Source organism: Bacillus sp. T-10(2022) (assembly GCF_056502895.1).
On sequence record NZ_CP113518.1, the window covers coordinates 5,571,057 to 5,584,081 of the forward strand.

Sequence of the window (13,025 nt, forward strand, 5' to 3'; positions counted from 1 at the left end):
TCTCATTTCTTTAAAAGAATACTCCAGACTGCAATATGCAATTTGAATATGGCGTCGTCTCCCCGGTCCGGATAATTGCTTTCGCGTTACTTGTCAGCCTTTTAAAATCCTCATGGGAAACATATTCAATCGCTGCTCCGAATTGCTGCTCCATGTATTGATGCTGTTCCGGGTTTTTAACCTTCACTTCTGTGGCAGCGATAACTTTTTCAACAACCATATCTTCGTGAACCGCCCGGACGACATCTTGAAATGATGGTGTTCCAGGCGTCAATGCTAAATCTATCTTGCATACTCCAGGTGGCACCGGCAGCCCGGCATCACCTACGACAATATAATCGGTATGACCAAGGTCAACCAGGACCTTGGCTATTGAACTATTGATGATTCCTTGACGTTTCATGCTTCAAAGCCCCTCTCGACCTCTAACCTTTGCGGCATGCCGCCTTGTGCGCCTAATTTCGTCACGGAAATGGAGGCTGCCCGGTTCGCGAACAACAAACATTCGTCAAAACTTTTTCCTTCTGCAACAGCCACCGCAAAGGCAGCATTGAAAGTATCCCCTGCCCCTGTCGTATCCACCGCTTCCACTTCAAAACTTGGAACAACCTTTTCTTCATGTCCGTCAAAATAACGGACGCCATTTTTCCCTTCGGTAATGAATAATTTATTTGGATACTCAGTCAAGACTTCCGTTCTATCTCTCCCATTGAATAGTATCTCGAATTCATGTTCATTCGGAGTAAGGAATGATGCCTGTTGAATGACAGCCTCGCTTAGCTTGCGGGCTGGAGCTGGGTTCAATAGTAATCTCTTTTGAAGCGTGTTGCACAAGTCAGCCAGAAACTCCACCGTTTCCTCAGGTATTTCCTGCTGAACCAACACGATATCCGAATCTTCTATTACCTTTTTCGCCTTTTGTACATAATCAGGAGTAATGAAATCATTCGCACCTTTTACGACAATAATGCTGTTATCACCTTCCGAAAGGGTAATGTGTGCTGTCCCGGAAGCAGACCCTGTAACCGGTTCCACATACTCCGTGTTTACATGATTTTTTTTCAGGTTTTCTAAGATGATCTCTCCATAGACATCATCTCCTACACATCCAACCATCGACACTTCTGCACCAAGACGTGCCGCTGCAACAGCCTGGTTGGCTCCCTTTCCTCCAGGAACCGTGATAAAGGACTCCCCTAAAACCGTTTCCCCCGCCATTGGCCGTTTGGCTGATGTCACCACTAAGTCCATTGACGAACTTCCGACTACTGCAATTCTAATCATGTCTTCTCCGCCTTCCTTCTCGTTGTTTGTCTCTCCACAAAAGAAACAGGGAGCTTTTTATGTGTTACTTCCATTTTTTCTTGATTGATCCTTTTAATTAGCATTTCCGCCGCTTGTGCCCCCATCTCATAGGCTGGCTGCCGAATTGTCGATAAAGGCGGGTGCAATAACGCTGTGAATGAGATATCATCATAGCCGATCAATTGTATGTCTTCCGGTATCCGTATTCCCCGTTTTAAAATCTCTTGAAGTGCGGCGGCTGCAACAATATCATTACAAGCAATGATTCCATCCGTTTCCGGATATTGCTCGAAAAGCTGCTTCACGCATGTTTGGCCGCCCTGAAGAGTTAGGGATGAATCCATGACTTGCACGTTCACTTTTGCTTGTTTCAATTCTTCCAATGCTGCCATGTACCGTTCATATACAGGCTTTATTTCGACTGGCCCCCTAATGAGGACGATATTCGTACTGCCTCTATCCAGCAATACGCGTGCTGCCAGCTTACCGCCTGTCTTTTGATCGGAATAAACAGCTGGTAATTTCTCTGCTGTACGGTCGAGAAGGACAACTGGAATATCCAGATTATCGAAATTCTCATTGGCATCTTCACTAGTTGAAGCAATCATGCCCACTACATTATTTTGCAGGAATGTGTCGATATATTCTATTTCTTTATCTCTCTTTTCATCACTATTTCCAAAAATCAACCGATAACCAAATTGCTGCAGATAATCCTCAACACCTCTTGCCATTTCTGGGAAGAAGGGATTCGTAATGTCCGGCAAAATCAAACCAACCAATTTGGATTTACGTTTGTAGAGGGATCTTGCCACTTCATTCGGTTTATAATTCAATTTTTCAACAGCTGCCATGACCACCTTTTTTGTGTCCTCATGTGCATAACCACTGCCATTCATAACTCTGGAAACCGTTGCCACAGAAACTCCAGCTTCCTTTGCCACATCCCGAATAGTTGCCAATATATCACCCTCAATACTTTTGTGTAACCGTTTACACATAGCTTATCACCAATTTAAATGAACGGCAAGCCCTATACCAAAGATAATTTTTAGGGAATTTGACCCAAAGAGGATAACACAATCCTACTTTTATGCGTACATTTCGTCTCTTTGAGTTTCCCATATATAGGTTTAACATCCTCATTACTCAAGATTTAAGCTATTTAAATCATAAAAGACTGTAGACAACAGTAGTTCTACCTAACCGTTAAAACTAAGTTGATTGGAGCTGAAGGGAGGAGACTCCTACGGGGAAAGCTTGTCCAAGGGAGACCCCAGCACCGAGGGCGGAATGCCCGTGGAAAGCCAGTGCCTGGAGCGGAAATCAACGGTCTAATTGTAAAAGCCATAAAAATACTGTGGAAAGGTGGTCGGAACACATATTAACATCTTCAACTCCTTAGATATGGTTTCTATCTAAATTTAATGACTAAGTTGATTGGAGTGGAAGGTACGAGACTCCTGCGGGAAAAGCGTGTCTAGGGGAGACCCCGCAGGCGCAAGCCGAGGAGGCTCCCTGACCGCCCGCGGAAAGCGAGTGCCTGGAGCGGAAATCAACGGTCTAATTGTAAAAGCCATAAAAAAACAGTAGACAAACTCGATTTTCATGGAGTTTGACTACTGTCTGAAATTGGCTCAAAAACCTGAGCAGTTTTACTTTAAAGCGATTTTGCAGGTAACTTTTCATATAGGGCATTATTCACATGCCCAAACTCAGATGCATGCGGACGGTCTTCACCATCGCTATATCCATATTGAAGCATCCGATTTCTATTCAGGCAGAGTTTTGTTAATTTTGGCGCAAAGAAATTGAATGTATCAAAGCGATCCTGTAACATAGGGAATTTTTTCTGATGTGCCAGGATTGTTTGGGCGACGCCTTCCCAGAAAGCATTCTCATCCAAAAGGGACCTCTTCATGAGAAGTGTTGACAAGTATCGGAAATGACAGATGAATAGTCCCGTGAAAATGAATTGAACCAGTCCCTCCGGAGTCTCACTTCTAAGTACTTTCCTTAAATCATCAGGAAGGCTGCTTAATTCAGGAAGCGGCTGATCACTTACGTTTACATCATCTACAAAATCCTTGATGGCCAAGCGGTGAGGCTTGTAATCCTTCAAAACTAAAATGGTATTTTGACCATGCGGCGAGAAGACCAATCCATATTGATAGATAAAATGCAGTAATGGTGATAGGATGACGTCGAATAATTGAGCTGTCCAGGCTTCTGCAGTCAATCCCGATTTTTCAATAAGGCTTTCTACATATGGTTTCCCTTTGCTGTCCACATGTAAAAGGGACGCAAGCGTAATGGGCTTTTCGCCTTCTTCCATATAACTGTAAATACTTTCTCTCCAAATCCCCCCCAGCATCTCTAAATATTGATACGGTACATTCTCTAGCTTGGAATAATACGGGTGATCAACATTTAAACTGGCCACTTCACCAGGAAGCACTACTTTGCATTGTTCTTTCAAGAATGAATCATTTTCATAAATGTTCTTTATATACGTTGTGATTTTTGGGGCAATGACCGTGCGTTCAGCTGGCAATCCACGGTAGACTAGCGTATTTAAAATGCTCATCGGCAGCTTGACGTGGTGTTTATCCTTATTCGATACATTAACAAATGTCCGGATGGATTGTTGCGGCAGATACTTATCAGGACCATTTCCCAAAGCTACGATCAGCCCTTTAGCCAAGTCATCGGTAAAGTTCTGGATGATTACATTCTTCCACTGCCATTCATGAACTGGGAGGTAGTAATAGTTTTCTGTGTTCAGCCCTTTTTCCGTCAATATCTTTGCAAATGATTTTTGGGTTTCCATATCCAGTTCATTCTCCATCAATTGCTTATAAGATAACGTTTCGACTGAATTGAATTCACCCCTCGTTTTATGGACGGCAATCCAAGATAACTGAACCTCCTTCTGGTTTTCTGGAGCGAACTGCAAATAATCATCATAACCGAAACCGATTCTTCCCTTGTTATAAGCAATCCAAGGGTGACCGCTCATTTCGCCTTCAAGTAATGCATAATCCAGTTCAACTAAATCATCCGCATCTTGTTCAGGTTTGGATAGCAATTGGAGATCCGCAAGCAGCGTATGATGGAATTCTTTGATTAAATGTCCTGTTGTTTCTGCAGTCATCCCAATTAACGGCTGGATGTCCAAAATGAATTGAATAGCATCTTTGGCCTGTGTAAAACCTTCCGTTTCACATACCTGGATCGACTCGGCCTGTACTTCATTGCTGTCAAAAAGACGGGGCGACGCTAAAAATCGATAAGATTTCCCCTCATTTATCTTTAACTCATATAGATTTCCTGCTGCGTTTTCGTTCAGGACAGCTGGATGGATCATATCTTCATACAAATACTCAGAAATCATCTTGGCCAGCAGGTTTTGGTTTACTATCGACCAATTTTTTTCTGAAACTGCCTGTTCCACTTCATTTATGAACTGCATATAATTCTCCCCTTCCCTTTTCTTAGTAAGCCATGACGGGTGTTTTTACACGGAATGACTGAAATGCACCCTTTGGCTTCGATGGATAAACTTCTTTACCTGCCAATTGATTGATGATAATCGAGTTTCGAAATGCCCCCAAGCCTAGATCTGGAGCACCCACACCATGTGTATGTATCTCGCCATTTTGAATAAAAAGGTGATTCGGTGTAGAGATGGCCGTTCCTACCTTATAGTCTTTCGTTATTGCAAGGCGCCCCAAGTCATCGCGGACTAAATGGTCCTCCATGGTTTCAAGGAATGCCGGAAGGGTTGATTTATAGCCCGTCCCAAAAACGATCGCCTCTGTATCCACATCAAATTCGCTATCTTCTACCCACTGTCGGCATTTCAATTCCCAGCCATTTTCAGCAGGGGTAACCGCCGTAACTTCCGTCATTGCCCGAAGTTCAATGGACAGTTCGGCATTTCCAATCGATTTTTCATACATCTTGTCAAAAATTGCTGCGATTGTAGTAGCGCTGATGCCTTTATACAATAAATCCTGTTTCGGCAGGATTTCATCCTTCTTTTCCTGCGGCAGCCGATAAAAGAAATCAAGATAATCCGGCGTGAAGTATTCCAACCCGAGTTTTGAATATTCCATAGGGAAAAACCCCTTTGATCTTGTATACCAGTTTAGCTGGTAGCCATTTTCCTCCTGCTCATTAAGCAGATCCAGAAAGACCTCGGCTGCACTCTGTCCAGATCCGACAACCGTTACGGATTTTTTCTTTAAGACATTTTCTTTATTCCGTAAATAATCGGCCGAATGCAGGATGCTCTCTCCCATATATGGATGAAAAGCCGATGGAACAGTCGGAGCGCTGCCAATTCCCATGACTACATGACGGCTATAATAGACTTCGATCTTTTGTGATTGTGCATCCCTTACACTGATTTGATAGCAGGGTTCATCTTGATCCCCTATATATTCAACCGCCTCCACCGCTTTTCCAAAACGGCAGCTATCAAGTTGACGGGCAGCCCAGCGGCAATAATCGTTATATTCTTTTCGTGGAATCAAGAATTTTTCAAGGAAGTAGAAATGATAAAGCCGATCATGCTGCTGTAAATAATTCAGGTAACTATATGGACTTGTCACATCTGCCATGCTAACCAAATCGGCAAAGAACGGTACTTGCAGAGTTGTCCCTTCCAACAGCATCCCTTCATGCCAATTAAATTCCCGCTTTTTCTCAAAAAAGACGGCATTCAACTCCGGGGTTTTCTCCAAAAGGGCCGCAAGTCCAAGATTAAAGGGACCTATCCCTATCCCTACCAGGTCATAGATAGATTGTTGCTTCTCCATAGTTCCACTTCCTCTCGAAATTCTCACGTGTACATGACATTAGCAATGCTGTTTTGTCTGGGAGCTCAATCTCTTTAATTGGGGTAAACCCGCACTTTTCAAATAAATGAATCATCTTTGCATTCCTGATATCCGGTTCTGCCATCACTTTGTTTGTTGTTGAAGTCAGTAGTTGGAATTTCACCATTGCACGTAAAAACGGCAAAGCCAGTCCTTTTCCCAGGTAATCCGGATCACCAATGAGTAAGTGAATGCCTTGATCTCCCTCTTCGGATTCATAATAATCTTCGATGATATCGCCTTTTACCCAATACGATTCCCAATAGCTCATGGGAATGGAGTCCAGACAGCCTAAATAGAGTGTTTGGTGTGTATCAGCCAATGCCTTTTTTAAATGAACAGCGAATTTTTCTTTTGTGAAATTCAAATTCCAGTAGGGTATCACATGATCTTCATGCATCCATTTATGCAATGTATCCAAATCCCTCTTAAATTCAACTTTGACAAATGAAAGCTGCTGATTACAGTCCTTAAGCATTTCTTCATAACTATTTTTCATGGACGGTCATAACCCCCTGCGCAAACGGATTATCAATCGTTGTATAAACGGATTGTGTCTCAAGTGAACCGACAAGCTCATCCATATCATGAAATCGTGTCAGTAAATTAGCCTTACAAGATAATTCCCTGGCATGAAGCAATTTTGAAACAACTCGATTCAAACCTTCATCTCCGCTTTCCGTGCTGCATGTTTCCAGTTGTTCCTGAACGAGCTGTAACAGTGTTTTTTCTGATACTAATCCTTCCGTACCGAAATTATTGATTAAGCCTAATAAGTGATTAAAAAAGAAATAGTATTGCAGTCTTTCTTCAGCGACTTCATCAGAACAAATCGTGAAGCTTTTTTCACTTAGTTCAGGCAAGATCTTCAGCAGCCTGTCCACTTTGGACTCACAATAGTAATACCCTTGATTATCACGATAATAAAAAGTGGCTGGATACCCATCTTGAAGTTGAATGATGGAATTTTGTTGATGGGCCTCCAAAACAATTCCATACTCTTCAAATAGCCAAAGCATCGGTTTCAATGTCATTGACAGATAGGTTTTGAACCAATCCTTACTCACTTCTTCGGTACTGCGGTTTTCATCAGCTGATAATTTGCGGATGATCGCTCCAAGTCTTGATGGGGCACCATATGCATTATCCTGACATAAGCCGGCAATCAGGCTTGCTTGTTTAGCGTTTTCATAAAAAGGATTTTCCCGAATATCAACATCGAATCCTGATTCTTCCTCGGTTGTTTTGATCGTTAGGTAAGCAGGGTCCTTGATGATACGGAATGAGGGGTGTCGTTCTTTTAGATCGTCGCCCACTTTAGAATCTATTAATTTTGCAATTTCCACACCACGATCCAATTCTTTTTGCAGATTTGCACGTAAGGAATTCGTGATTTTAACCGGAACGGAAAATTTGTACATATATCTCGATGTGGCACTATATACCGTTCTAAATGAAGAGGTGGCCGTGAATTTTTTCCCAAGCGGTCCTGCATAAACTAGTGTCCCTTGCTCGAGTAGCCTCTTGACCTCTTCTTTTTCGATAAGCACTTTTGCCTGGAGCGGGTGTGCCGGGATGATGATATATCGGCTTTCCTTTTGGCAATACGTTCTTCGGAATTCACTGGAAATCTCCAAGTCACCGGCTAATTCCTGTTTAATGATCTCACTTGCCGATGTGACTTCACTAGAATCCTGGATGACAATCGAAGGTTCTGCCAGGAAGTAGTGCAGCTGAAACTCCCCTTTTAATTCGGGTGAATAGATCCATTCATCTTTTTCTGAAATTCCCTGCTTGCTTTTCGGTGTCGGGTGGAACAGGTGCCCGAATAAAAGCGACTGCTCTGCTTCGATGTAGGTGAAATCAGGACTTTGAAGTGCCTCAATGTCTTCCGTCCTGGATTCAACATACCGATGAATATTTTGGCTGCTTAGGATGACGCGCAGCATCAATTCATCTTCACTATCCGTCCGGCCCTGCTCATTCAATAATTCTTTAGAAACAATCGAGACCATTGTCACGTAATCTAATTCATGTACTTGTTTGGATGCCGTTTGATAGTAAATCGGGAAGTTGAAAATATGACGCCCCGTTTCCGACCAATATTTAAGCGGAACAAGCAATGCAATATCTTGGGATATGAGCTTACTGACCATTAATGAATCGGAAATGGCACCCTCCAAATTCGGCCAGTTTTTCGTTTCTTCTAAACTGCAATTTCCGGTTTCCCGGAAATAACAATTCAGAAAGCTTTGCATCGTCGCCCTTTCAGCTATTTGCTTACCATTCATATTCATTCCTCCATCATCTTGAACATTTCACCTAATACTCGAATTTCGTCTAAAATTTCCTCTATGTGTTCAAGCCTTGTCATTGGATTCAATAGTGTCATTTTTAAATATACCTGGCCTTCAAAACGAGTTTTTGCTAAAAATGCACGTCCGCTTATCAGTAATTCTTGCTGAATATGTTTATTTAATAGATTTACTAACTGATCACTTTCTCCTTCGGGATTATAACGGAATACAACCGCATTCAATTCAGGGTCTTTATTCAATACTGTGAATCCTTCCTCTTTATCGATCTTCACAGCCGCTTCACGTGCAAGGTGACAAGTATAATCGATCATTTCGGCAAAGGCATCCAGTCCAACGACCTTCAATGACATCCAGAGTTTCAGTGCGTCGAACCTTCTCGTCGTTTGAACCGATTTATTGACTAAGTGAACCATGCCCTCCGCTTCATCTTCCTGTGGATTCAAATAATCTGCGTGATGCTGGATATATTGAAATGAGTTGCTGTCAGAGACAAGAAAAGCACCACAGCTGATGGGTTGATAGAATAATTTGTGAAAATCGACCGTAATCGAGTCGGCCCGTTCAATTCCGCTGATCAACTCTTTGTAATCCTTACTTAAAATCATCGCGCCTCCATATGCGGCATCCACATGCAACCATATCCCATTCTTCCTTGCAGCTTCGGACAATTCGTGTAATGGATCGATTGAACCAAAATCCGTGGTTCCACAAGTTGCAACGATGGCAAAGGGAAGTAAACCCTGTTCCTCTAATTGCAGCAGTTGTTGATTTAATTCAGCTACGGACAGACGATGATTTGAATCCGTTTTAATCGTGATTACAGCCTGTTCACCAAGCCCCAGCTGTGCCGCTGATTTACGAACCGTAAAGTGGGCAGCCTCGGAGCATAAGATCCGCAATTTTTTCGCCTCGACCGGCAAGCCATGCTGTTGAACGTCAACACCCCAGACACGCTTACAATAAGCGTCCCTAGCCAATAGCAGGCCCATATAATTAGATTGGGTTCCACCGCTTGTGAAAATCCCATCCGCTTGTTCCGGCAACCCTACCTGACTGCACAGCCAATCTATTAAACGCTCTTCAACGAAGGTTGCAGCCGAGCTTTGGTCCCATGAATCCATGGATTGATTCAACGTACCGATAATCATTTCGGCAGCCACCGCAGGGATTAATGTCGGGCAATGCAAATGTCCGATACAAGCAGGGCTGTGTACATTGATGCTGTCATTAATAACAAACTCTGCCAGCTCATCCGCTACCGCTTCCATTGTCTTTCCTTTTGGAGAAGCGAGGGTCAGCTCGCTTAATCTTGCTTCGATTTCATACGGTTTTTTCCCAGAGTATGGTGAATTATTACCTTTTAAAAAGTTGGTCAGCTTTTTTTCAATGATGTTTAATGACTGGCTATAGTTATTAAAGCCTTCCTCGTTATTCAAGAACAATCGTGAATAAGCAATATCCGTTTTATTTATCGTTTCGATCATTGATCATTCACCCTCTTGCAACAGCTGCACGAACAGCTTGTTCAAAAATTGCAGTGGCCTCGCGAAGCTGGGATTCCGTTACGATCAATGGAGGCAAGAACCTCACTACACTTCCATGTCTGCCGCCAACTTCCAGAATCAACCCTCTTTGAAAACATTCCTGTTGAATGGCACTGGCAAGTTGCGAATCAGCAGGGTGGCTTCCATTCGCATTTTGCGGTTCTTCATGATTGATCATTTCCACACCGACCATTAATCCCCGGCCCCTGACATCCCCGATCTGCGGAATATCTTTTTGCAAATCTTTAAGAATATCCTTTAAGATTTCTCCCATTTTAGCGGCATGCTCTACAAGATTCGTCTCTTTCATGTATTTTAAAGTTGCTGTTCCCGCTGCCATCGCCATTTGATTTCCGCGGAATGTACCGATATGTGCACCTGGAGACCATAGGTCCAGCTCTTTGTTATAAATCACCACTGATAATGGAAGACTTCCGCCTATTGCTTTGGATAGTACTAGAACGTCCGGAACGATTCCTGCATGTTCAAAGGCAAACATCTTCCCTGTACGGCCGATACCTGATTGAACTTCGTCGATAATTAGCGGAATGCCCTTCTCTTTTGTTATTCTTCTGATTTCCTTAAGCCATGGAATTGGAGCTGGAATGGAACCACCCTCGCCTTGTACTGCCTCTAAAATCATCCCTGCAGGTGCCAATAATCCTGATTCGGGATCATTCAATAGATTTTCGATATACTGGCTGCTGATTTTATGGCTTTCTACTCCGCCTATTCCGAAGGGACAGCGATATTGATAGGGATACGGCAGGAATTGTACATCCGGCATCAACCCTTGTATTTTTTCCTTTGGTTTTGTATTGCCGCTGATTGACATGGTTGCATGCGTTGCCCCGTGGTAAGCTCCCTGGAAAGATAAAATGCTTCTGTTGCCTGTCGCTGTTTTAACCAGTTTGAGTGCTGCCTCAATGGCATCTCCGCCAGTAGGACCACAGAATTGAATTTTTGCATTTTTCCTAAATTCCTCAGGCAGGCATTCAAAAATTTCATCGACGAATTGTTCTTTGATTGGCGTCGTAAAGTCCAATGTATGTAAAGGACGTTTATCCTTAAGAACTTTTTCCATTGCTTCAAGCACTGCAGGATGATTGTGTCCGAGCGCTAATGTTCCAGCCCCGGCAAGAAAATCAATATATCGTTTTCCATCCATGTCTGTTAGGTAAATTCCCTCCGCTTGATCGATTGCCATGGGTAATCTTCTAGGATAAGATCGGGCATTTGATTCCCTTGTATTTTGTTGTTCCAGTAGTTGGTCATTTTTTGTAAGCGTATAAGTTATCATAGTAAACCTCCATGTATTGAATTAATTGAGAATAATTATCATTATCGTGTACCCTATTCTAATGATAATGATAATTATTCTCAATGAGTAAATCCACTCATTTTTCTTCTAGTAAATTCCAATAAAATTAAGAAAAGGTTAAAACTGGGGACTAATCTCTATTTATCTATTGAATTTAAAAATGTTGTTAAGGTTTTATTAAGATTCAGTTAATAAGCTGAATGCATTCAAAAATCAAGGAAAAGGAGGAACCAACAATGAATGGTTTAAAGGGAAGGCGGGAGCTCAAACATGCAATCACCAAAGCGGATTGTCATTTATTAAGAAATAATCTGCAAAACTTCATGAGCCTTGATCCGCATGGACTGGATGGGAAATATTTAATTCGAAGTGTCTATTTCGATAACTTTGACAATAAAATCCTGCGGCAAAAAACAGAGGGATTCTATCACAGGGATAAGTTCAGGGCTAGACTTTATGATCATAATACCGATTTCATCAATCTAGAAAAAAAGAGTAAGCGGAATAACCTTACCTATAAACAGAAGTGCAGGCTTTCTGCTAGAGAATACGAACGGATTCGTTCAGGGGATATAGGTTGGATGTCCGAAGATTCAAGGGCTATCCTCAAGGACTTATACGTTCAAATGACCCTTTTCCAAATCAAGCCGACGACCGTCGTTGACTATGAAAGAGAGGTATTCATCTATGAGTACGGAAATGTGCGGGTCACCTTTGACAGTAATGTGAAATCGAGCTATCGGGATACGGACTTCCTGAATCCCGAATTAATCGTGGTTGATGCTTTAGACCCAAATTGTGTCATCCTGGAAATAAAGTTTGACGAATTTCTTCCGGATATCATCAAACAATTGTTATCCATCATCGATACTAGAAAAACAGCTTTTTCAAAATACCAACTAAGCAGAAGATACGGCTGATTGCAGCAAACACATAATATTTGGAGGAATAGCAAATGGATACGACGACAACTAGCACCACTTTTAATGATATTTTCAAATCAAGCTTTTTGGACAAGACCGAGAGCTTTTCAATCATTGACTCCCTAATAGGATTACTGTTGGCATTTGCCATCGGATTGTTCATTTACGTCATTTATAAGAAGACCTTTTCCGGTGTGATGTACTCACACAATTTCAATATATCCCTCATCATCATGACAATGGCCACGGCTTTGATCATCATGGGCATATCAACGAATATCGTTATCTCCCTTGGTATGGTCGGTGCCCTCTCCATCGTACGATTCAGAACGCCCATCAAAGATCCCATGGACTTGGTCTTCCTATTCTGGGCGGCGGCCTCCGGGATTTTATGCGGGGCAGGACTAATTCCGCTGGTTATCATCGGTGCAATCTTAATAGGTATCGTCATGCTCATATTTGCCAATCGGATCACTGTTGAAAATCCATTTTTATTAATCGTTAAATATTCAGATGCGTCAATTGAAAAAACGTTGGAAGAAATGATATCCAACAAGGTGAAAAAGCATTCCGTCAAATCGAAATCCGTCATGGCGGATAATAACCTCGAAGTGACATATGAAATTCGATTAAAAGATAATAATGCCGAATTCATTAATCAAGTCAAGGACATGAACAGCGTTCACTCTGCCATCATGTTAAGTTATGATGGCAACTTCACAGCTTAAGAT

Annotated in this window: 11 protein-coding genes; 2 read left to right on the forward strand and 9 right to left on the reverse strand. The window is 42.3% G+C overall.

Features of this window, described 5'->3' with window-relative positions; translation table 11 throughout:
* Positions 1-10 precede the first annotated feature (10 nt).
* From rbsD to OSJ91_RS27625, 9 genes are all read right to left on the reverse strand, one after another.
* A complete protein-coding gene (gene rbsD / locus OSJ91_RS27585; protein WP_034316088.1) occupies positions 11-403 on the reverse strand; it encodes a D-ribose pyranase in 393 nt (130 codons plus the stop codon).
* Entirely contained in the window at positions 400-1,284 is an 885-nt protein-coding gene (gene rbsK, locus OSJ91_RS27590) for a ribokinase (RefSeq protein ID WP_485890794.1), read from the reverse strand. Before rbsK ends, rbsD begins: the two co-directional genes overlap by 4 nt.
* Positions 1,281-2,267, reverse strand: coding sequence for a LacI family DNA-binding transcriptional regulator (locus OSJ91_RS27595; protein WP_485890795.1), 987 nt, complete (start codon positions 2,265-2,267; stop codon positions 1,281-1,283). The genes rbsK and OSJ91_RS27595 overlap by 4 nt, the downstream gene beginning before the upstream one ends.
* Positions 2,268-2,965: 698 nt before the next feature.
* Positions 2,966-4,777 (reverse strand): IucA/IucC family protein, encoded by a 1,812-nt coding sequence (locus OSJ91_RS27600; protein ID WP_485890796.1) that lies wholly within the window; start codon positions 4,775-4,777, stop codon positions 2,966-2,968.
* Between the two features lie 22 nt (positions 4,778-4,799).
* Entirely contained in the window at positions 4,800-6,128 is a 1,329-nt protein-coding gene (locus OSJ91_RS27605) for a lysine N(6)-hydroxylase/L-ornithine N(5)-oxygenase family protein (RefSeq protein WP_485890797.1), read from the reverse strand.
* On the reverse strand, positions 6,103-6,687 hold the full coding sequence (locus OSJ91_RS27610) for a GNAT family N-acetyltransferase (protein WP_485890798.1): 585 nt from the start codon (positions 6,685-6,687) through the stop codon (positions 6,103-6,105). Before OSJ91_RS27610 ends, OSJ91_RS27605 begins: the two co-directional genes overlap by 26 nt.
* Complete coding sequence (locus tag OSJ91_RS27615) at positions 6,677-8,479, reverse strand: IucA/IucC family protein (RefSeq protein WP_485890799.1); 1,803 nt, start codon at positions 8,477-8,479, stop codon at positions 6,677-6,679. The genes OSJ91_RS27610 and OSJ91_RS27615 overlap by 11 nt, the downstream gene beginning before the upstream one ends.
* A 2-nt stretch (positions 8,480-8,481) precedes the next feature.
* On the reverse strand, positions 8,482-9,990 hold the full coding sequence (locus OSJ91_RS27620; RefSeq protein WP_485890800.1) for a pyridoxal phosphate-dependent decarboxylase family protein: 1,509 nt from the start codon (positions 9,988-9,990) through the stop codon (positions 8,482-8,484).
* Between the two features lie 7 nt (positions 9,991-9,997).
* Positions 9,998-11,350: a diaminobutyrate--2-oxoglutarate transaminase gene (locus OSJ91_RS27625; protein ID WP_485890801.1), complete on the reverse strand. Its 1,353-nt coding sequence runs from the start codon at positions 11,348-11,350 to the stop codon at positions 9,998-10,000.
* Between the two features lie 257 nt (positions 11,351-11,607).
* Here OSJ91_RS27625 and OSJ91_RS27630 point away from each other — a divergent pair, with 257 nt between their 5' ends.
* Positions 11,608-12,291 (forward strand): polyphosphate polymerase domain-containing protein, encoded by a 684-nt coding sequence (locus OSJ91_RS27630; protein WP_485890802.1) that lies wholly within the window; start codon positions 11,608-11,610, stop codon positions 12,289-12,291.
* A gap of 35 nt (positions 12,292-12,326) precedes the next feature.
* The gene (locus tag OSJ91_RS27635) at positions 12,327-13,022 is read left to right on the forward strand and encodes a DUF4956 domain-containing protein (RefSeq protein ID WP_133350739.1); all 696 of its coding nucleotides are present in this window, start codon (positions 12,327-12,329) and stop codon (positions 13,020-13,022) included.
* The last annotated feature ends 3 nt before the right edge of the window (positions 13,023-13,025 follow it).

Excerpts from the sequence above, each read along its gene's own strand:
- rbsD (WP_034316088.1), bottom strand. The coding sequence starts at position 403 with ATGAAACGTCAAGGAATCATCAATAGTTCAATAGCCAAGGTCCTGGTT.
- rbsK (WP_485890794.1), bottom strand. The coding sequence starts at position 1,284 with ATGATTAGAATTGCAGTAGTCGGAAGTTCGTCAATGGACTTAGTGGTG.
- OSJ91_RS27600 (WP_485890796.1), bottom strand. The coding sequence starts at position 4,777 with ATGCAGTTCATAAATGAAGTGGAACAGGCAGTTTCAGAAAAAAATTGG.
- OSJ91_RS27605 (WP_485890797.1), bottom strand. The coding sequence starts at position 6,128 with ATGGAGAAGCAACAATCTATCTATGACCTGGTAGGGATAGGGATAGGT.
- OSJ91_RS27610 (WP_485890798.1), bottom strand. The coding sequence starts at position 6,687 with ATGAAAAATAGTTATGAAGAAATGCTTAAGGACTGTAATCAGCAGCTT.
- OSJ91_RS27615 (WP_485890799.1), bottom strand. The coding sequence starts at position 8,479 with ATGAATGGTAAGCAAATAGCTGAAAGGGCGACGATGCAAAGCTTTCTG.
- OSJ91_RS27620 (WP_485890800.1), bottom strand. The coding sequence starts at position 9,990 with ATGATCGAAACGATAAATAAAACGGATATTGCTTATTCACGATTGTTC.
- OSJ91_RS27625 (WP_485890801.1), bottom strand. The coding sequence starts at position 11,350 with ATGATAACTTATACGCTTACAAAAAATGACCAACTACTGGAACAACAA.
- OSJ91_RS27630 (WP_485890802.1), top strand. The coding sequence starts at position 11,608 with ATGAATGGTTTAAAGGGAAGGCGGGAGCTCAAACATGCAATCACCAAA.
- OSJ91_RS27635 (WP_133350739.1), top strand. The coding sequence starts at position 12,327 with ATGGATACGACGACAACTAGCACCACTTTTAATGATATTTTCAAATCA.